Origin of the sequence: Microlunatus antarcticus, assembly GCF_014193425.1 — a bacterium.
Lineage (GTDB): Bacteria > Actinomycetota > Actinomycetes > Propionibacteriales > Propionibacteriaceae > Microlunatus > Microlunatus antarcticus.
In genome coordinates, this window is record NZ_JACHZG010000002.1 from 1 (window position 1) to 20,157 (window position 20,157).

Here is a 20,157-nt window from a genome sequence, read left to right on the forward strand (position 1 = left end):
GTCGAGCGCGAGCGGGCGCACGCGTACGCCGAGAAGGCCATGCGGGAGGCCGCCCAGCACACCGGCTACGTCGACCCGGACGAGGCGTACGAGTCGGCCGTGCACGCGGCGGTCGACCGGGCGTACGACGACCGCGACCTGCGCGGCGCGTGGGACGAGCTGGTCGCCTTCGTGACGCCCCACGGCTGGTCGAACGCGCTCGGCCAGAAGCTGGTGCAGATCACCATGCCCGGGGTGCCCGACGTCTACCAGGGCACGGAGCTGTGGGAGGACTCGCTCGTCGACCCGGACAACCGGCGACCGGTGGACTTCGCGCAGCACCGCACCCTGCTGGCGGGGCTCGACGGTCCTCCCCCGGTCGACGCGTCCGGCCGGGCGAAGCTGTGGGTGACGCGGCACGCGCTGCAGGCCCGGCGGGACCGGCCGGAGCTGTTCACCGGCTACGCGACCGTTCCGGCGAGCGGGCAGCACACCAACCACCTGGTCGCCTTCGACCGGGGCGGGGCGGTCACGCTGGCCACCCGGCTCTCGGTGGGGCTCGCCGGCCACGGCTGGGGCGGTGCGACCGTCGAGCTGCCCCGGGCGAGCGTCGACGTCCTCACCGGGCGCGTGTTCGCGGGCACGGTCGAGGTCGCCGACGTGCTGGACCGCTACCCGGTGGCGCTGCTGCTGCAGGCCTGACGCACTCCCGACGCCGTGGGCCGCTCACCGCGGCCCACGGCGAGCTGGGCCGCGCTGTGAGCTCGACCCGTCTCAGATGGGGTCGAGGACCCGGTGCAGGAACGTGCGCGTCCGCGCCTCGCGGGGATCGGTCAGGACCGCGGCCGGCTCGCCACGCTCGACGACCACCCCGCCGTCCATGAAGAGCACCTGGTCCGACACCGACTGGGCGAAGCGCATCTCGTGGGTGACGACGACCATCGTGCGGCCCTGGACGGCGAGGTCCTTCATGACGGCGAGCACCTCCCCCACCAGCTCGGGGTCGAGCGCCGAGGTGGGCTCGTCGAAGAGCAGGAGCTGGGGGTCCAGGGCGAGCGCCCGGGCGATCCCGACGCGCTGCTGCTGACCGCCCGAGAGCTGGTACGGGTGCTGCTCGGCCTTGCCGGCCAGACCCACGCTCTCCAGCAGGGCGCGCGCCTCGGCGTCGGCCTCCTCCTGCGGGCGGCCCTGCACGACGACGGGGCCCTCGGTGATGTTCCGCAGGACGGTGAGGTGCGGGAAGAGGTTGTGCGCCTGGAAGACCATCGCGCTCTGCGCCCGCAGCTTCGACAGGGCCCGCTTGCCCGGCCGAGTGGAGTAGTCGACGCTCACGTCCCCGATGCGGACGAGCCCCGCGTCGGCGGTCTCGAGCGCGTTCAGGCAGCGCAGCACCGTCGTCTTGCCCGAGCCGGACGGGCCGATGAGCACGGTCACCGACCCGGGCTGCACGGCGAACTCGACGTCGCGCAGCACCTCGACGCCGTCGAAGGCCTTGGCCAGGCCGGTCACCTCGAGCAGCGGCGGACCGCCCTGCGGGGCTGGGCCCCGGGGCTCGTCGCGGCTCTCGTCGTGCGGCTCGGTCATCGCGCCACGTACCTCTCCAGCCGGTGCTCGAGGCGTCCCTGCACGAAGGACAGCACCAGGCAGATCACCCAGTAGTACGCCGCGGCGACGCCGTACAGCGCGAAGAACTTGAAGGTCGGCGCGGCCGCCACCTGGGCGACCCGCAGGAGCTCGGTGACCAGGACCACCGAGGCCAGCGAGGTGTCCTTGACCAGCGAGATGAGCGTGTTCGACAGCGGCGGGACGGCCGTGCGCGCGGCCTGCGGCAGGACGATGCGCCGCAGCGTGGTCGCGTACCCCATGCCGATGGTCTCGGCCGCCTCCCACTGCCCGCGGGGGACCGAGAGGATGGCGGCCCGGATGATCTCGGCCGCGTAGCCGCCGACGTTGAGGCTGAACGCGATGATCGCGGCCGTGAACGGGTTGAAGGTCAGCCCGATGGCGGGCAGCCCGTAGAAGATCAGGAACAGCTGGACGAGCAGCGGCGTGCCGCGGATGACCGAGACGTAGAAGCGCGCGACCTGCGAGACGACGCCGACCTTCGACAGCCGCATCAGGGCGATCACGAGGGCGATCGCGAGCCCGACGACGAAGCTGATCGCGGTGAGCGGGATGGTCCGGTTGAGGGCGGCGATCGCCATGGGGCCGGCCGAGTCGCGGACCAGGTCCCACGTCGACTGCTGGACGACGGCCGTGCCCGCCTGCTCCGGGGACGCCTCGCCCTGGCTGACGTCCTGGCCGAAGTACTTCTCCGAGATCGAGGTCAGCTGGCCGTCCGCCCGCACCTGGCCGAGCGCGGTGTTGACCGCGTCCCGCAGGGTCGTGTCGGCCTGCCGCATCGCGAAGACCTGCTCGCTGGTGTCACCGGTCTTGGCCGCGATCTTGACCGTAGTGTCGCCGGTGGTCTTGCTGTACTCGGCCACGGCGAGGTTGTCGTTGACCGTGGCGTCGACGCGCTTCTGCTTGACGAGCGTGACGGCCTGGGTGAAGCCCTCGACGGCCTCCACCTTGGCGCCCGCGTCCTTGGCCACCTGGGCCCAGTTGCTCGTGGAGCTCTGCGCGGTCGTCTTGCCCTTCAGGTCGGCGAGGCTCGTGATCGAGTCGTCGTCGGTCCGCGTGACGATGACGCCGTCGGAGACGGTGTACGGCGCCGAGAGCGCGTACGTGGCGTCACGCTGAGCGTTCTTGGTGACCTGGTTGGCGACGAGGTCGAAGCGGTCGGACTGCAGGCTCGCGAAGATCGAGTCGAACGGCGCCTCGACGAACTCGGTCCGCAGGCCCATCTTGGCCGCGACCGCGGTGATGACCTCGACGTCGTAGCCGGTCAGCTGGTTGTTGGTGGGGTCGTGATAGGTGAAGGGCGCGTACGTCCCCTCGGTCCCGACCCGCAGCACCCCGGCAGCCTGGACCTTGCCGAGCGTCGTGTCGGGCGCGGGCGCTGAACTGTCTGACCCTCTCGAGCACGCGGTGCCCAGGAGCAGCAGCACGAGGGCGACCAGCACCCCGACGACGCGTCTGATGACGACCTCCTGCAGCACGACCATTCCCGAGTCCGGCGACCGGGAATGCCGACCTTACGCGACCCGGCCTCAGCGGCACGGCGTCGTCCGTCGGCGCTCCGGCTCCTGGTGCGTCTTCAGACCGGTGCGGAGGTTTTGCTCCGTCGTTGGCTCGTCTGTTCGCGTCTTCAGACCGGTGCGGACACCTGCGACCCCGACGGAGACATCGGCGCCACGTCTTCAGACCGGTGCGGACCCTAGGTCCGGTCGCTGGAGCGCCCTGGGAAGTAGCGCTCCCACTCCGGGCGGTACGAGCGTCGTACGCGCACGCCTCGTTCGCGCAGCGCGCCGGCCACGCGGTCCAGGGTCTCGAGCGGCCGCTGGTAGATGCCGTCCTTGAGCACGGCCAGCAGCCGGAGCCCCAGCCCGTCGAGCGTCTCCCGGCGCCGTACGTCGCTCTTCCACTGCGTCTCGTCCTCGGCGTGCTGACGACCGTCGTACTCGATCAGCAGCTTCAGCGCCGGGTAGGACAGGTCGAACCGCATCAGGACCGTGCCGACCTCGTCGCGCAGCCGGTGGTCGACCTCGGGCTCGGGCAGGCCCGCCAGGACGATCAGGAGACGGAGCCGGGTCTCCATCGGCGAGTCGACGCCGACCCGCGCCAGGCTGACCGCCCGCCGGCCCACGCGGGAACCGCGACCCCGCCAGTGCTGGGCCGCCTCGTGCAGCTCGTCGAGGTCGAGCGCCTCGGCGCGCAGCAGGCTGTCGGCCGCGATCACCAGATCGACGAGGTCGACGCCATCGGCTGCCATCTCGAGCAGCGCCTGACCCGGGGCCGAGACACGTACGCCCTTGCTCAGACGGACGTCGGGCCGGGGTACCGAGCGGTGCGCACAGATACCTCGACGCTCGGAGCGCGGCTGGCCGTCGGGCACGCTGACGTGGACGGGCCCGGGCTCCGGGGCGACCCCACCCCACAACTCGACGGAGGTCGCGTGGCTGGCGTACGTGCCTAGGGCATTCAGCCCGACCGCCGCCTGGGCGCGGACCCTCAGGGTCGGACGGGCTCCGGCTCGCAGGTGCACGTCGTAGAAGAGGCGGCGGTATCGCCGGGTGAGCAGCTCGTCGAGCGGTAGCCCGGCCGCCCGTGCGTCAGCGCGGGTGAACGGCCGGCTGTCGTCGAACGGCTCGTCCCGTTGAAGGCGCATCCCGGTAGTCAAGGGCTTCGTGGACGGCCCCAGCCCGCGATCCACAGGCCTCGGGCGGACGGACAACACCGACGAGCAGACGGGAGACGGATTGCTCCCGGGTCTGCCTCTGCCGTGGTCTGGAGAGGTCGTACGGGGTCGTCCTGTGATGCCGAACGACCCCGCACCGGTCTGAAGACGAAGCTCTGAGCGGCCGTACTTGCACCCTGAGTCGGCACCGGTCTGAAGACGCGATTTCGCGAGGCCCGCGAGGTTCAAGGTCGCCGCACCGGTCTGAAGACGACGACGGGAGCGGCAGAGAACCTCCCAGAACGCAGCAAGGCCCCGGGCCGAAGCCCGGGGCCTTGCTGATGGAGCTAGGTCAGATCACTTGAGGATCTTGGTGACGCGACCGGCGCCGACCGTACGGCCACCCTCACGGATGGCGAACTTCAGCTCCTCCTCCATGGCGATCGGCTGGATCAGCTGAACGCTCATGTCGGTGTTGTCACCCGGCATCACCATGTCGGTGCCCTCGGGGAGGTTCACCACACCGGTGACGTCGGTGGTGCGGAAGTAGAACTGCGGGCGGTAGTTGTTGAAGAACGGCGTGTGACGGCCGCCCTCCTCCTTCGACAGGATGTAGACGCGCGCCTCGAAGTCCGTGTGCGGGGTCGTGGTGCCCGGCTTGATGACGACCATGCCGCGCTCGACGTCCTCGCGCTTGGTGCCGCGGAGCAGGAGGCCGACGTTCTCGCCCGCCTGGCCCTCGTCGAGCAGCTTGCGGAACATCTCCACGCCGGTGACCGTCGTGGTCTGCTTCGTGGTGCGGATGCCGATGATGTCGACGGTCTCGTTGACCTTGACGACGCCACGCTCGATACGGCCGGTGATGACGGTGCCACGACCGGTGATCGTGAAGACGTCCTCGACGGGCATGAGGAACGGCTTGTCGATCTCGCGGACCGGCTGCGGGATCGCGGTGTCGACGGCCGCCATGAGCTCCATGATCGACTCGCCCCACTTGGCGTCGCCGTTCAGGGCCGGGAACGCCGCGACCTTGACGACAGGGATGTCGTCGCCGTCGTAGTCGTACTCGCTCAGCAGCTCACGGACCTCGAGCTCGACGAGCTCCAGGATCTCCTCGTCGTCGACCATGTCGCACTTGTTGAGCGCCACGACGATGGCCGGCACGCCGACCTGACGGGCGAGCAGCACGTGCTCACGGGTCTGCGGCATCGGACCGTCGGTGGCGGCGACCACGAGGATCGCGCCGTCCATCTGGGCCGCACCGGTGATCATGTTCTTGATGTAGTCGGCGTGACCGGGGCAGTCGACGTGCGCGTAGTGACGCGCCTCGGTCTGGTACTCGACGTGCGCGATCGAGATCGTGATGCCGCGCTGACGCTCTTCGGGCGCCTTGTCGATCTGGTCGAACGCCGACGCCTGGTTCAGGGTCGGGTACTTGTCGTGCAGCACCTTCGTGATCGCCGCGGTCAGCGTGGTCTTGCCGTGGTCGATGTGCCCGATGGTCCCGATGTTGACGTGCGGCTTGGTCCGCTCGAACTTGGCCTTGGCCACTGCTGGGGCTCCTTCTGGTGGTCGCCACGCGTTCGCGCAGCGCTATCTCTGGGGTTACGGACTGGTTGCCGGACGTGACCCGGCTATGAAGTTTTCCCGCCCGTACGTCTCAGGTCAAACCGAGACGTACGGAGCGGGAGGCGTCCACTGCTGGACGCCGCGGGTCACTCGCCGCGGGCCTTCTGGATGATCTCGTCGGAGATCGACTTCGGCGTCTCGGCGTAGGAGTTGAACTCCATCGAGTACGAGGCCTGCCCGGACGTCTTCGACCGCAGGTCTCCGACGTAGCCGAACATCTCCGACAGCGGCACCAGGGCGGCGACCACCTTGTTGCCGTGCATGTCGTCCATCGACTGGATCTGACCGCGACGAGCGTTCAGGTCGCCGATGACCGTGCCGAGGTAGTCCTCGGGCGTGGTGACCTCGACGGCCATCACGGGCTCGAGCAGCGCGGGGTCGGCCCGGCGGGCGGCCTCCTTGAAGACCATCGAGCCGGCGATCTTGAACGCCAGCTCCGAGGAGTCGACGTCGTGGTACGCGCCGTCGGTCAGGGTCACCTTGATGTCCTCGACCGAGTAGCCCGCCAGCACGCCGAACTGCATGGCGTCCTGGATGCCCTCGTCCACCGCGGGGATGTACTCGCGGGGGATGCGACCACCGGTGACCGCGTTGACGAACTCGTACCCCGAGCCCGCCTCCTGCGGCTCCAGGCTGATGATCACGCGGGCGTACTGACCCGAGCCACCCGACTGCTTCTTGTGGGTGTACTCGACCTTGGAGACCGCCTTGCGCAGGGTCTCGCGGTAGGCCACCTGCGGCTTGCCGATGTTGGCCTCGACGCGGAACTCACGCTTCATGCGGTCGATCAGCACCTCGAGGTGCAGCTCGCCCATGCCCGCGATGATCGTCTGACCGGTCTCCTCGTCCGTGTGGACGCGGAAGGTCGGGTCCTCCTCGGCGAGCCGCTGGATGGCGGTGCCGAGCTTCTCCTGGTCGGACTTCGTCTTGGGCTCGATCGCCTGCTCGATGACCGGCGCCGGGAAGTCCATCGACTCCAGCTGCACCGGGTTGGCGATGTCGGACAGGGTGTCGCCGGTGGTGGTGTCCTTCAGACCCATCACGGCCACGATCTGCCCGGCGCCGACCGACGCGATCTCCTCACGCTTGTTCGCGTGCATCTGGTAGATCTTGCCGATCCGCTCCTTGCGGCCCTTGATCGTGTTCAGCACCGTCGAACCGGCCTCGAGCTTGCCCGAGTAGAGCCGGATGTAGGTGAGGCGACCCAGGTGCGGGTCGGCCGCGATCTTGAACGCGAGCGCGGAGAAGGGGTCGGTCGAGTCCGGGTGGCGCTCGATGACGACCGACTCGTCGCCGGGCTTGAACCCGTTGATGGCCGGGACGTCGAGGGGCGACGGCAGGTAGGCGATGACCGCGTCGAGCAGGGGCTGGACGCCCTTGTTCTTGAAGGCGCTGCCGCAGAGCACGGCGGTGAACCGGGCCGCCAGCACGCCGCGACGGATCGCGGCCTGGAGCAGCTCGGGCGTGACGGCGTCCTCGAGGTAGGCCTCGGCCAGCGCGTCGTCGTGGTCGGAGACCAGCTCGACGAGCTCGCGACGCGCCTCGTCGGCGGCGTCGACCATGTCGGCCGGGATGTCCTCGACCGCGTAGTCCTCACCGATCGTGGTCTCGCCACGCCAGGTCAGCGCCTTCATGGTGACGAGGTCGACGACGCCGAGGAACCCGCCCTCGGAGCCGATCGGCAGCTGCAGGACCGCGGGAACCGCGTTCAGCCGCTGCTTGATCGTGGAGACGCAGAAGTCGAAGTTGGCGCCGGTGCGGTCCAGCTTGTTGACGAAGCAGATGCGCGGGACGCCGTAGCGGTCGGCCTGACGCCAGACGGTCTGGCTCTGCGGCTCGACGCCGGCGACACCGTCGAAGACGGCGACGGCACCGTCGAGGACGCGCAGCGAGCGCTCGACCTCGACCGTGAAGTCGACGTGGCCCGGGGTGTCGATGATGTTGATCTGGTGGTCGTGCCAGTGGCAGGTCGTCGCGGCGGACGTGATGGTGATGCCGCGCTCCTGCTCCTGCTCCATCCAGTCCATCGTGGCGGCGCCCTCGTGGACCTCGCCGATCTTGTAGTTGATGCCGGTGTAGAAGAGGATGCGCTCGGTCGTCGTGGTCTTGCCCGCGTCGATGTGCGCCATGATCCCGATGTTGCGGACCTTGGACAGGTCGGTCTTGATGTCGACAGCCATGAAGGTGGCTACTCAACCTCTCGTGTGCTCGTGTGCCGTGGATACGCAGGAATCAGCAACGCGGATGCGCTGCTGATTCCCGCCACCACGAAGGTGAAGGACGTACGGACGACCAGCGACTACCAGCGGTAGTGCGCGAACGCCTTGTTGGCCTCGGCCATCTTGTGGGTGTCCTCGCGGCGCTTGACCGCGGCACCCAGACCGTTCGAGGCGTCGAGGATCTCGTTCATGAGGCGCTCCGCCATCGTCTTCTCGCGACGGGCGCGGGAGAAGCTGACGAGCCAGCGCATGGCCAGCGTCGTGGCGCGGGCCGGCTTGACCTCGATCGGCACCTGGTAGGTCGCGCCACCGACACGGCGGCTCTTGACCTCCAGCGCCGGGCGGACATTGTCCAGGGCGCGCTTGAGGGTCTGCACCGGGTCGATACCCGTCTTGGTACGGGTGCCTTCCATGGCGGTGTAGACGATGCCCTGCGCGACGGTCTTCTTGCCGTCGAGCAGGATCTTGCTCACCAGCTGGCTGACCAGCGGGGAGCCGTAGACCGGGTCGGCCGGGAGCGGCCGCTTCGGGGCGGGACCCTTGCGGGGCATGTTACTTCTCCTTCTTGGCGCCGTAGCGGCTGCGCGCCTGCTTGCGGTTCTTGACGCCCTGGGTGTCGAGCGTGCCGCGGATGATCTTGTAGCGGACGCCGGGGAGGTCCTTCACACGGCCGCCGCGCACGAGCACCATCGAGTGCTCCTGCAGGTTGTGGCCGACGCCGGGGATGTAGGCGGTGACCTCGACCCCGGAGCTCAGCCGGACACGGGCGACCTTCCGAAGCGCCGAGTTCGGCTTCTTCGGGGTCGTCGTGTACACCCGGGTGCACACGCCCCGGCGCTGGGGCGAACCCTTGAGGGCCGGCGTCTTGGTCTTGGAGACCTTGTCCTGCCGGCCCTTGCGGACGAGCTGCTGAATGGTGGGCACCGCGTCAATTCTCTTTCTGTCCAGCGAAGTGGTCTGTGCTCCTCGCGCACCAGCGAACCCTTGTCGCTGCTGCAGGTGTGCGACCACCTGCCCTGCTCGACCGCTCCGGGAGACCCTCATCGGGCCTTCGGAACGGGAGTCGCAGACACAGAGCTCGCGCAAGAGGTCGGGCACGCCCGAACACACAAGGAATCAGATTACGTTGCCGGGGCAAGGGGGTCAAAAGGACGACTCCCGACGCCTCCGGCCGGAGGGCCCGCGGAGGGCGCTCAGGCGTCGTCGAGGACGACGGTGGCGTTGCGCTCGACGAGCGACACGGTCTCCGCGTCCAGGTACTGCCGCGCCCCGAGCAGCCGGGGCAGCAGCTCGCGCTGCGTGGTCGTCGCCCGGAAGAGCAGGCCGATCGTGACCTCGTGGTCCGGGACGAACGAGCGCCGGATCTCGTCGCCAGCGCGGACCGTCCCCGCCCGGACGACGGAGAGGTAGGTGCCGGGGCGGGCGTCGAGGGTGAAGCGCTTGACCCAGCCGCGCTCCTCGAGGAAGCCCGAGAACGTCCGGCACGGGACCCGGGGGTCCGTCACCTCGAGCTCGAGGACGTCGCCGTCCTCGGGGTCGCCCACCGTCCACCGCTCCCCCACCAGGACCTCGGCGAGATCGATCCCGACCGTGGTGAGGTTCTCGCCGAAGCAGCCGTTCGGCAGGTGGCGGCTCAGCTCGCGCTGCCACCGGTCGAGGTCCTCGCGCTGGAACGCGTACACGGCCTGACGGTCGCCGCCGTGGTGCCGGGCGTCGCCGATGTAGTCGCCCGCGACGCCGCTGGACCCGCGCTTCGGGCCGGGAGCCCGGACCTCCACGGGCCCGTCGGCGGCGCGCTTGTCGATCCCGGTGAGCTTGACCTTCGCGTACGCCTTCTCGGCGGCCGCACCGACGTTGACCGACTGCACCTGGGGCACGGCGCCACAGTAGTGCTCCCGCGTTACGGGGAGGGTCGTCCCGGGGACGCGTCGCCCGACGACCTGCCCCGATGAGTTCGGGGCAGGTCGTCGGTCAGCACCTCGACCCGGCCACCCGAGGCCGGAGACCTGTCAGAGGGAGTCGTTACCGTCATGGCCATGGAGCTGGCGATCGAGGCGCAGGGGCTCACCAAGCGCTACAAGGACGTGGTGGCGCTGGCCGGCGTGGACCTGGCGGTGCCGCGGGGCACGGTCCTCGGCCTGCTCGGGCCGAACGGGGCGGGCAAGACGACCACGGTGCGCGTGCTCACGACCCTCCTGGTCCCGGACTCGGGCTCGGCGCGGGTCGCCGGGGTCGACGTCGTCGCCGACCCCGCCGGGGTCCGGAGCCGGATCGGGCTGTCCGGCCAGTACGCCGCCGTCGACGAGTACCTGACGGGCTACGAGAACCTCGAGATGGTCGGGCGGCTCTACCACCTGGGGCGGCGCCGGAGCCGTGAGCGGGCGAGGGAGCTGCTGGAGCAGTTCGGGCTGGGCGACGCGGCCAACCGGCCCGCGAAGACCTACTCGGGCGGCATGCGCCGACGCCTCGACCTCGCGGGCGCGCTCGTGGCCGACCCCGAGGTCATCTTCCTCGACGAGCCGACGACCGGGCTGGACCCGAAGGCCCGCCTCGACATGTGGGAGGTGATCGCCTCGCTGGTGGCGGGCGGGACGACCCTGCTCCTCACCACCCAGTACCTCGAGGAGGCCGACCGCCTCGCCGACGACATCGTGGTGATCGACCACGGCCGGGTCATCGCGCGGGGCACCTCGAGCGAGCTGAAGTCGATGATCGGCGGCGAGCGCGTCGAGCTCACCGTGCTCGACCGCGACCAGCTCGAGCCCGCCCGCGCCGCGCTCGCCGGGCTGGCCTCCGGCGAGCCGACCGTCGACCGGTCGTCGCGCTCGCTGGTCGTGCCGGTGTCGGGCGGTGCCGGGGCGCTGGCCGAGGCGCTCCGACGGCTCGCCGACGCGGGCGTCGGGCTGGAGGACGTGGGGCTCCGCCGGCCGACGCTGGACGAGGTGTTCCTGACGCTCACCGGCCACCCCAGCGACGAGCCGGCCGGGAAGCCGAAGGCCAAGACGAAGGAGACGAGGGCATGAGCGCCGCGACCACGCTGACCGACGGGCTGATCGTCGCCAAGCGCAACCTCATCAAGATCCGCCGGGTGCCCGAGCTGCTGGTGTTCACCACGCTCTCGCCGATCATGTTCGTGCTGCTGTTCGCGTACGTCTTCGGCGGCGCGATCGCCGGCGGTGACCCGCAGCAGTACCGCGAGTTCCTGATGGCCGGGATCTTCGCGCAGACGGTGATCTTCGGCGCGACGACGACCGGCGCCGGCCTGGCCGACGACGTGCAGAAGGGCATCATCGACCGCTTCCGGTCGCTGCCGATGGCCCCGTCCGCGGTGCTCACCGGGCGGACCCTCTCCGACGTCCTGAACAACGTGATCGTGCTCGTCGTGATGTCGCTGACCGGGCTGCTGGTCGGCTGGCGGATCCGGACCTCCGTGGTGGAGGCCGCGGGCGGCTACCTCCTGCTGCTCCTGTTCGCGTACGCGATCTCCTGGGTGATGGCGTACGTCGGTCTGCTGATCCCGAGCGTCGAGGTGCTCAACCAGGCGTCGTTCATCGTGATCTTCCCGCTGACGTTCCTGGCCAACACGTTCGTGCCGCTCGAGTCGTTGCCCGGCCCCCTGGAGACGTTCGCGGCCTGGAACCCGGTCTCCGCGATCACCCAGGCCGCGCGGGAGCTGTTCGGCAACACGGCCCTGGTGGCCCCGAGCGACCTGTGGCCGCTGCAGCACCCGGTGCTCTACACCCTGATCTGGGTCGTCATCATCCTCGCCGTGTTCGTCCCGCTGACGAACGTGCAGTACCGCCGGGCCGCCAGCCGCTGACTCGCTCCTGCGGGCGCTCAGTGGCCGCTGACGCGCTCGTAGCGCCCGCGGAGGAAGGGGACCGCCTCCTGGTCGCCCAGCGCGACGTCGATCGCGTACGCGAGCCGGCCGCCGTCGAGCTCGAAGCGGTGGTGCGCGCTCCCCCGCGGCGTCGCCCGGACCAGCTCCAGCGCCCCGCCGGCCCAGCGCCCGCGACCGGGCTCGGGCGCGTTCCCGAACGAGTCGAAGAGCCACCACCGGACGCCGGCGTCGTCGACCGCGCCGGCGTCACCCAGGAACACCCCGTGCGCCAGGAACTCAGCCCCGTCGTCGCGGACCTGGCGGTAGTCCTGGACGACGACGGTGCCGCCCAGGTCCAGCTTGAAGGTCAGCGCGGCCCGCGTCCGCGCGGCGGGCGCCCAGGGCGAGGCCGACTGCTCCTCGACCCCGGACCAGTTCCCGAGCAGGTCCCAGAACCGTTCGCCGAGGATCACGCGCACCACGCTAGCCAGGTCGTGGAACGCCCGAAGGGCGGGCCCGGCCGAAGCCGGACCCGCCCTTCGCGGTCTCTTGCGGTGGAGACGTACCGACTAGCGATAGTCGCCCAGGTCGAACTCCTCGAGCGGGACCGCCGCACCCGAGGCCTGGCCGAAGTCGTAGTCGAAGGTGTCGTACCCGACCATCGAGTACGCCTGCGCCTTCGCCTCCTCCGTGGCCTCGACCCGGATGTTGCGGTAGCGGTCCAGGCCGGTGCCGGCCGGGATCAGCTTGCCGAGGATGACGTTCTCCTTCAGCCCCAGGAGGCTGTCGGACTTGCCGTTGATGGCCGCGTCGGTGAGCACCTTGGTCGTCTCCTGGAAGGAGGCGGCCGAGAGCCACGAGTCGGTGGCCAGCGACGCCTTGGTGATCCCCATCAGCACGGGACGACCCGAGGCCGGCGTGCCGCCCTCGGAGACGACCTGACGGTTCGCCGCCTCGTACGCGCGACGATCGACCAGGTCACCCGTGAGCAGGTTGGAGTCGCCCGACTCGATGACCGTCACCCGGCGGAGCATCTGCCGGATGATGATCTCGATGTGCTTGTCGTGGATCGGCGCGCCCTGGGTCCGGTAGACCTGCTGGACCTCGTCCACCAGGTGCTCCTGCACCCGACGGACACCGAGGATCCGCAGGACGTCCTGCGGGTCCGGGGTGCCGGCGGTGAGCTGCTGGCCCACCTCGACGTGGTCGCCGTCCTCGACGAGCAGCCGCGAACGACGGCTCACCACGAACTCGGCCGGCTCGGAGCCGTCGTCAGGGGTGACGACGACCTTGCGCGAACGGTCCGCGTCCTCGACGCTCACGCGACCGGCGGCCTCCGAGATCGGCGCCTTGCCCTTGGGCTGACGCGCCTCGAACAGCTCGACGACACGCGGCAGACCCTGCGTGATGTCGTCACCCGCCACACCACCGGTGTGGAAGGTACGCATCGTGAGCTGCGTGCCGGGCTCGCCGATCGACTGCGCGGCGACGATGCCGACGGCCTCGCCCACGTCGACGATCTTGCCCGTCGCGAGCGAACGGCCGTAGCACATGGCGCACGTGCCGGTCACGGCCTCGCACGTCAGGACGCTGCGCACCCGCACCTTGGTCACGCCGTGCCCGACCAGGATGCCGATGTTGACGTCGCCCAGGTCGACCCCGGCCGGGAGCAGGACGTTGCCGTCCGCGTCCAGGACGTCGGTGGCGAGCGTGCGGGCGTAGACCGCGGCCTCCACGTCGCCGTCCAGGACGACGACCCCGTCGTCACCCTTCTGACCGATGACCTTGGTCAGGCCGCGCTCGGTGCCGCAGTCCTCCTCGCGGACGATGACGTCCTGGCTCACGTCCACCAGACGACGCGTCAGGTAGCCCGAGTCGGCCGTACGCAGGGCGGTGTCCGCCTGACCCTTTCGACCACCGTGGGTGGAGATGAAGTACTCCAGGACCGACAGGCCCTCACGGAAGTTCGACTTGATCGGGCGGGCGATGATCTCGCCCTTCGGGTTCACCACCAGGCCACGCATGGCGGCGATCTGGCGCATCTGCACCATGTTCCCGCGGGCACCGGAGTGGACCATCATGTAGATCGGGTTGGTCTTGGAGAAGTTGGCCTCCATCGCCGCACCGAGCCGCGAGGTCGCGTCGGTCCAGATCTCGATGAGCTCCTGGCGACGCTCGTCCTCGGTGATCAGACCGCGCTCGTACTGACGGTCGATCTTGCTCGCCCGGTCCTCGTAGCCGGCCAGCAGCTCCGCCTTGTTCGGCGGCGTCTCGACGTCGCCGATGGACACGGTCACCCCGGAGCGCGTGGCCCAGTGGAAACCGAGGTCCTTCAGGGCGTCGAGGCAGTTGGCCACCTGGACCTTCGGGTACCGCTCCGCCAGGTCGTTGACGATCTGGCCGAGCTGCTTCTTGCCGACCTCGTAGTCGGTGAAGGGGTAGTCCGTCGGCAGGGCCTCGTTGAAGAGGGCCCGACCCAGGGTGGTCTCGAGCGTGATCCCGCCACGCTCGTTGAGCTCGAAGCCCGCCGGCGGCACGATGCCGGTCAGCCGCAGCTTGATCTTCGCCTGGACGCTGAGCTCGCCCCGGTCGAAGGCCATGATCGCCTCGGGCACGGAGCCGAAGGCCCGACCCTCGCCCGCGACGCCGTCGTTCTGCATCGTCAGGTAGTACATCCCGATGATCATGTCCTGGGTGGGCATGGTCACCGGCCGGCCGTCGGCCGGCTTGAGGATGTTGTTGGTCGACAGCATCAGGATCCGGGCCTCGGCCTGCGCCTCGGCCGACAGCGGCAGGTGCACGGCCATCTGGTCACCGTCGAAGTCCGCGTTGAACGCGGTGCAGACGAGCGGGTGGATCTGGATGGCCTTGCCCTCGATCAGCTGGGGCTCGAAGGCCTGGATGCCGAGGCGGTGCAGGGTCGGCGCCCGGTTCAGCAGGACCGGGTGCTCGGTGATGACCTCTTCGAGCACGTCCCAGACGACGGGACGCTGACGCTCGACCATGCGCTTGGCGGACTTGATGTTCTGCGCGTGGTTGAGGTCGTCGAGCCGCTTCATGACGAAGGGCTTGAACAGCTCCAGCGCCATCGCCTTGGGCAGGCCGCACTGGTGCAGCTTGAGCTGCGGGCCGACGACGATGACCGAACGGCCGGAGTAGTCGACGCGCTTGCCGAGCAGGTTCTGACGGAACCGGCCCTGCTTGCCCTTGAGCATGTCGGAGATCGACTTCAGCGGCCGGTTGCCCGGGCCGGTGACCGGACGTCCACGACGGCCGTTGTCGAACAGCGAGTCGACGGCCTCCTGGAGCATCCGCTTCTCGTTGTTGACGATGATCTCGGGCGCGCCGAGGTCGAGCAGCCGCTTGAGGCGGTTGTTCCGGTTGATCACACGGCGGTACAGGTCGTTCAGGTCGGACGTCGCGAAACGGCCACCGTCGAGCTGCACCATCGGGCGCAGGTCCGGCGGGATGACCGGGACGGCGTCCAGCACCATGCAGGTCGGGCTGTTCTTGGTCGACAGGAACGCGGAGACGACCTTGAGCCGCTTGAGGGCACGGGTCTTGCGCTGGCCCTTGCCGGTCACGATCGTGTCGCGCAGCTCGACGGCCTCGGCCTCGAGGTCGAAGGTGTCGAGGCGCTTCTGGATCGCGTCGGCGCCCATCGAGCCCTCGAAGTAGCGGCCGAAGCGGTTCTTCATCTCGCGGTAGAGGATCTCGTCGCCCTCGAGGTCCTGGACCTTGAGGTTCTTGAACCGCGACCAGACGGCGTCAAGGCGGTCGAGCTCGCGCTGCGAACGGTCGCGCAGCTGCTTGACCTCACGCTCGGCACCCTCGCGGACCTTGCGCTTGGCGTCGGACTTGGCGCCCTCGGCCTCGAGCGCGGCGGTGTCCTCCTCGAGCTTCTTCATCCGGTTCTCGATGTCGGAGTCCCGGCGACCCTCGAGCTGCTTGCGCTCGACGTCGATCTTGCCCTCGAGCGAGGACAGGTCGCGGTGGCGCGAGTCGGCGTCGACGGACGTGATCATGTACGCCGCGAAGTAGATGACCTTCTCGAGGTCCTTCGGGGCGATGTCGAGCAGGTAGCCGAGGCGCGACGGGACGCCCTTGAAGTACCAGATGTGGGTCACGGGAGCGGCGAGCTCGATGTGGCCCATCCGCTCGCGACGCACCTTGCTCCGGGTCACCTCGACGCCGCAGCGCTCGCAGATGATGCCCTTGAAGCGGACCCGCTTGTACTTGCCGCAGTAGCACTCCCAGTCCCGGGTGGGACCGAAGATCTTCTCGCAGAACAGACCGTCGCGCTCGGGCTTGAGCGTGCGGTAGTTGATGGTCTCGGGCTTCTTCACCTCGCCGTGCGACCACTGACGGATCTCGTCGGCGGTGGCGAGGCCGATACGGATCTCGTCGAAGAAGTTCACATCGAGCACGTTGTTGTCTCTCTATCTTTCGTTACGCGCATGGATCTCAGGTGGTGTGCGACTGGGTCGGGCCCGCCGACAGGCCCGGGGAACGTTCCCCGGGCCCGCCGGCGGGCGTCGACCTCAGACCTCTTCGACAGCGCCGAAGCCCTCACCGGGACGGCGGGACAGGTCGATCCCGAAGTCCTCGCTGCTGCGGTAGTCGTCCTCGGAGTCGCGGAGCTCGACCTCGGTGCCGTCGGAGGAGAGCACCTCCACGTTCAGGCAGAGGGACTTCATCTCCTTCACGAGCACCTTGAACGACTCCGGGATCCCGGGCTCGGGGATGTTCTCGCCCTTGACGATCGCCTCGTACACCTTCACGCGGCCGGGGACGTCGTCCGACTTGATGGTCAGGAGCTCCTGCAGAGCCCAGGCGGCCCCGTACGCCTCGAGCGCCCAGACCTCCATCTCGCCGAACCGCTGGCCACCGAACTGCGCCTTACCACCCAGCGGCTGCTGCGTGATCATCGAGTACGGACCGGTCGAGCGGGCGTGGATCTTGTCGTCCACCAGGTGGTGCAGCTTCAGCATGTAGATGTAGCCGACACCGACCGGCTCGGGGAACGGCTCGCCGGAGCGGCCGTCGAAGAGCCGGGACTTGCCGTCGCCGTCCACGAGGCGGTTGCCGTCGCGGCTGGGGAGCGTGTGGCTGAGCAGGCCCGTGATCTCCTCCTCGGTGGCCCCGTCGAAGACCGGGGTCGCGAGGCGGGTGTCGTGAGGAACCTGCCCGATGCCGACGTCGCGCAGGCGCTCGGCCCACTCGCCGTCGACGCCCGTGACGTCCCAGCCGGTCTTGCCGAGCCAGCCGAGGTGGGTCTCCAGGACCTGGCCGATGTTCATCCGGCTCGGCACGCCGAGCGGGTTGAGCACGATGTCGACCGGGGTCCCGTCCTCCATGAACGGCATGTCCTCGATCGGCAGGATCTTGGAGATGACGCCCTTGTTGCCGTGCCGGCCGGCGAGCTTGTCGCCGTCCTGGACCTTGCGCTTCTGCGCCACGTACACGCGCACCAGCTGGTTAACCCCGGGGGCCAGCTCGTCGTCGGAGTCGCGGTCGAAGACCCGGACGCCGATGACGGTGCCGGACTCGCCGTGGGGCACCTTGAGCGAGGTGTCGCGCACCTCGCGCGCCTTCTCGCCGAAGATCGCCCGGAGCAGCCGCTCCTCCGGGGTCAGCTCGGTCTCGCCCTTGGGCGTGACCTTGCCGACGAGGATGTCGCCGGTCGAGACCTCGGCGCCGATGCGGATGATCCCGCGCTCGTCCAGGTCGGCGAGCATCTCCTCGCTGACGTTGGGGATGTCGCGGGTGATCTCCTCCGCCCCGAGCTTGGTGTCACGCGCGTCGACCTCGTGCTCCTCGATGTGGATCGAGGTCAGCAGGTCGTCCTGGACGACGCGCTGGCTGAGGATGATCGCGTCCTCGTAGTTGTGACCCTCCCAGGGCATGAACGCGACGAGCATGTTGCGCCCGAGCGCCATCTCGGCGTTGTCGGTGCAGGGACCGTCGGCGAGCGGCGACCCCTTCTCGACCCGCTGACCCTCGGCCACGAGCGGCCGCTGGTTGATGCAGGTGCCCTGGTTGGAGCGCTTGAACTTCGAGAGCCGGTACGTGGTGTACGTGCCCTCGTCCTCGGCGATCTCGATGAGGTCGGCCGAGACCGAGGTGATGACCCCGGCGTTCTTGGCCACGGTGACGTCACCGGCGTCGACGGCCCCGCGGTACTCCATGCCGGTGCCCACGAACGGGGCCTCGGAGCGGAGCAGCGGCACGGCCTGGCGCTGCATGTTCGCGCCCATCAGGGCACGCGACGCGTCGTCGTGCTCGAGGAACGGGATCATCGCGGTGGCGACCGAGACCATCTGGCGCGGCGAGACGTCCATGTACTGGATGTCGTTGGCCGGGACCGTGTCCGGGTCGGCCTTGCGTCGGCGCGCGAGCACGCGCTCCTCGGCGAAGTGGTTGTTCTCGTCGAGCTTCGCGTTCGCCTGGGCGATCGTGTAGCGGTCCTCGACGTCGGCGGTCAGGTAGTCGATCTGGTCGGTGACCTGACCCTCGACGACCTTGCGGTACGGCGTCTCGACGAACCCGAACGCGTTCACCCGGGCGAAGCTCGCGAGCGAGCCGATGAGGCCGATGTTCGGGCCCTCCGGCGTCTCGATCGGGCACATGCGGCCGTAGTGCGACGGGTGGACGTCACGGACCTCCATGCCGGCGCGGTCACGGGACAGACCACCCGGGCCGAGGGCGTTCAGACGCCGCTTGTGCGTCAGGCCGGCGACCGGGTTGGTCTGGTCCATGAACTGGCTCAGCTGGCTGGTGCCGAAGAACTCCTTCAGCGCCGCGACGACCGGCCGGATGTTGATCAGGGTCTGCGGCGTGATGGCCTCGACGTCCTGGGTCGTCATCCGGTCGCGGACCACGCGCTCCATGCGGCCGAGGCCGGTGCGCAGCTGGTTCTGGATCAGCTCGCCCACGGTGCGCAGGCGGCGGTTGCCGAAGTGGTCGATGTCGTCCTCTTCGACCAGGAGCTCGCCACGGGGGCTGTCGAGCTCCTCCTTGCCGTCGTGCAGCGCGACGATGTAGCGGATCGCGGCGACGATGTCCTCGGTCCGCAGCACCTGGGTGTCGAACGGCGCGTCGAGGCCCAGCTTCTTGTTGATCTTGTACCGGCCGACCTTGGCGAGGTCGTAGCGCTTCGGGTTGAAGTAGTAGTTCTCCAGCAGCGCCTGCGCGGCCTCACGGGTCGGCGGCTCGCCGGGGCGCAGCTTGCGGTAGATGTCGAGCAGCGCCTCGTCCTGGGTGGTGACGTGGTCCTTCTCCAGGGTGAGCCGCATCGACTCGTACTGGCCGAACTCCTCGAGGATCTGCGCGTCGGTCCAGCCGAGCGCCTTGAGCAGCACGGTGACGTTCTGCTTGCGCTTGCGGTCGAGCCGGACGCCGACCATGTCGCGCTTGTCGATCTCGAACTCGAGCCACGCACCACGGCTCGGGATCATCTTGCAGGTGAAGATGTCCTTGTCCGAGGTCTTGTCGGTCGTCTGCTCGAAGTAGACGCCCGGCGAGCGGACGAGCTGGGAGACCACGACGCGCTCGGTGCCGTTGATGACGAAGGTGCCCTTGTCCGTCATCAGCGGGAAGTCGCCCATGAAGACGGTCTGGCTCTTGATCTCGCCGGTCTCGTTGTTCATGAACTCGGCGGTCACGAAGAGCGGCGCGGCGTACGTGACGTCGCGCTCCTTGCACTCGTCGACGGAGTTCTTCGGCGGCTCGAAGCGGTGGTCGCGGAAGGACAGCGACATGGTGCCGCTGAAGTCCTCGATCGGGGAGATCTCCTCGAAGATCTCCTCCAGGCCGGACTTGGTGTTGATGTCGGTACGACCCTCGCCCAGGGCGGCGTCGACGCGCGCGCGCCAGTCACCGTTCCCGACGAGCCAGTCGAACGAGTCGACCTGCAGGTCCAGCAGGTCGGGGACTTCCATGGGTTCGGCGATCTTCGCAAACGAGATCCGGCCTGTGGTCGAGATGACCGGGTTGATCAGGTTCTTCGAGGCGTTGCGCGAGGCGGCCAACTGCTATGTCCTTCCGAGTGCTCTCGGTATGAGCGATACGCCCTCGCGCGCATGCCAACGGACCCGAGTCAAACCGAACCGGGTCGAAGGAGATGGCGAGGGCAAACCCCGAGGTTAGCCGCTCAGACCGGACAAGTCAAGGTCACGGGAGCAGGCCAAGCCGAACCACACAAATCCTGCGCGGCTCGGGCAAGAGCATAC

At 69.1% G+C, this 20,157-nt stretch carries 13 protein-coding genes and 1 pseudogene; 3 read left to right on the forward strand and 11 right to left on the reverse strand.

What is annotated here, in order from left to right; all coding sequences use genetic code 11:
• Positions 1 to 681, forward strand: a pseudogene (locus tag FHX39_RS17920) (malto-oligosyltrehalose synthase); the annotation flags it as partial.
• Positions 682 to 753: 72 nt separating this feature from the next.
• On the opposite strand, the gene FHX39_RS17925 reads toward FHX39_RS17920, so the two are convergent.
• From FHX39_RS17925 to FHX39_RS17960, 8 genes are all read right to left on the reverse strand, one after another.
• Positions 754 to 1,497 carry an amino acid ABC transporter ATP-binding protein gene (locus tag FHX39_RS17925; protein ID WP_183341974.1) on the reverse strand — a complete coding sequence of 248 codons (744 nt, stop codon included), beginning with the start codon at positions 1,495 to 1,497 and terminating at the stop codon, positions 754 to 756.
• Positions 1,498 to 1,559: 62 nt separating this feature from the next.
• Positions 1,560 to 3,086: an ABC transporter permease subunit gene (locus FHX39_RS17930; RefSeq protein ID WP_183341755.1), complete on the reverse strand. Its 1,527-nt coding sequence runs from the start codon at positions 3,084 to 3,086 to the stop codon at positions 1,560 to 1,562.
• Between the two features lie 212 nt (positions 3,087 to 3,298).
• Entirely contained in the window at positions 3,299 to 4,249 is a 951-nt protein-coding gene (locus FHX39_RS17935; protein ID WP_183341757.1) for a PDDEXK family nuclease, read from the reverse strand.
• 366 nt (positions 4,250 to 4,615) lie between these two features.
• Entirely contained in the window at positions 4,616 to 5,809 is a 1,194-nt protein-coding gene (gene tuf / locus FHX39_RS17940; protein WP_183341759.1) for an elongation factor Tu, read from the reverse strand.
• Positions 5,810 to 5,973: 164 nt separating this feature from the next.
• The gene (gene fusA, locus FHX39_RS17945) at positions 5,974 to 8,067 is read right to left on the reverse strand and encodes an elongation factor G (protein ID WP_183341761.1); all 2,094 of its coding nucleotides are present in this window, start codon (positions 8,065 to 8,067) and stop codon (positions 5,974 to 5,976) included.
• A gap of 119 nt (positions 8,068 to 8,186) precedes the next feature.
• The gene (rpsG, locus tag FHX39_RS17950) at positions 8,187 to 8,657 is read right to left on the reverse strand and encodes a 30S ribosomal protein S7 (protein ID WP_183341764.1); all 471 of its coding nucleotides are present in this window, start codon (positions 8,655 to 8,657) and stop codon (positions 8,187 to 8,189) included.
• 1 nt (position 8,658) lies between these two features.
• A complete protein-coding gene (gene rpsL, locus FHX39_RS17955) occupies positions 8,659 to 9,030 on the reverse strand; it encodes a 30S ribosomal protein S12 (RefSeq protein WP_091075652.1) in 372 nt (123 codons plus the stop codon).
• A gap of 269 nt (positions 9,031 to 9,299) precedes the next feature.
• Positions 9,300 to 9,983, reverse strand: coding sequence for an MOSC domain-containing protein (locus FHX39_RS17960; RefSeq protein ID WP_183341766.1), 684 nt, complete (start codon positions 9,981 to 9,983; stop codon positions 9,300 to 9,302).
• Between the two features lie 159 nt (positions 9,984 to 10,142).
• On the opposite strand from FHX39_RS17960, the gene FHX39_RS17965 reads away from it, so the two are divergent.
• Together FHX39_RS17965 and FHX39_RS17970 are read left to right on the forward strand one after the other, a co-directional pair.
• A complete protein-coding gene (locus FHX39_RS17965) occupies positions 10,143 to 11,129 on the forward strand; it encodes an ATP-binding cassette domain-containing protein (protein WP_183341767.1) in 987 nt (328 codons plus the stop codon).
• Positions 11,126 to 11,926, forward strand: coding sequence for an ABC transporter permease (locus tag FHX39_RS17970; RefSeq protein WP_183341769.1), 801 nt, complete (start codon positions 11,126 to 11,128; stop codon positions 11,924 to 11,926). The genes FHX39_RS17965 and FHX39_RS17970 overlap by 4 nt, the downstream gene beginning before the upstream one ends.
• A gap of 17 nt (positions 11,927 to 11,943) precedes the next feature.
• Here the strand turns inward: FHX39_RS17970 and FHX39_RS17975 are convergent, their stop codons facing one another.
• The 3 genes from FHX39_RS17975 to rpoB all read right to left on the reverse strand — a co-directional run bounded on the left by FHX39_RS17975 (position 11,944) and on the right by rpoB (position 19,956).
• Complete coding sequence (locus FHX39_RS17975; protein ID WP_198424013.1) at positions 11,944 to 12,399, reverse strand: DUF1579 domain-containing protein; 456 nt, start codon at positions 12,397 to 12,399, stop codon at positions 11,944 to 11,946.
• Between the two features lie 96 nt (positions 12,400 to 12,495).
• A complete protein-coding gene (locus tag FHX39_RS17980) occupies positions 12,496 to 16,353 on the reverse strand; it encodes a DNA-directed RNA polymerase subunit beta' (RefSeq protein ID WP_183341771.1) in 3,858 nt (1,285 codons plus the stop codon).
• A 114-nt stretch (positions 16,354 to 16,467) separates the two neighbouring features.
• Complete coding sequence (gene rpoB, locus FHX39_RS17985) at positions 16,468 to 19,956, reverse strand: DNA-directed RNA polymerase subunit beta (protein WP_183341773.1); 3,489 nt, start codon at positions 19,954 to 19,956, stop codon at positions 16,468 to 16,470.
• Between the last annotated feature and the right edge of the window lie 201 nt (positions 19,957 to 20,157).

Coding starts and splice junctions, on each gene's coding strand:
- FHX39_RS17935 (WP_183341757.1), bottom strand. CDS start 4,249: ATGCGCCTTCAACGGGACGAGCCGTTCGACGACAGCCGGCCGTTCACC.
- FHX39_RS17965 (WP_183341767.1), top strand. CDS start 10,143: ATGGAGCTGGCGATCGAGGCGCAGGGGCTCACCAAGCGCTACAAGGAC.
- FHX39_RS17970 (WP_183341769.1), top strand. CDS start 11,126: ATGAGCGCCGCGACCACGCTGACCGACGGGCTGATCGTCGCCAAGCGC.
- FHX39_RS17930 (WP_183341755.1), bottom strand. CDS start 3,086: ATGGTCGTGCTGCAGGAGGTCGTCATCAGACGCGTCGTCGGGGTGCTG.
- rpsG (WP_183341764.1), bottom strand. CDS start 8,657: ATGCCCCGCAAGGGTCCCGCCCCGAAGCGGCCGCTCCCGGCCGACCCG.
- fusA (WP_183341761.1), bottom strand. CDS start 8,067: ATGGCTGTCGACATCAAGACCGACCTGTCCAAGGTCCGCAACATCGGG.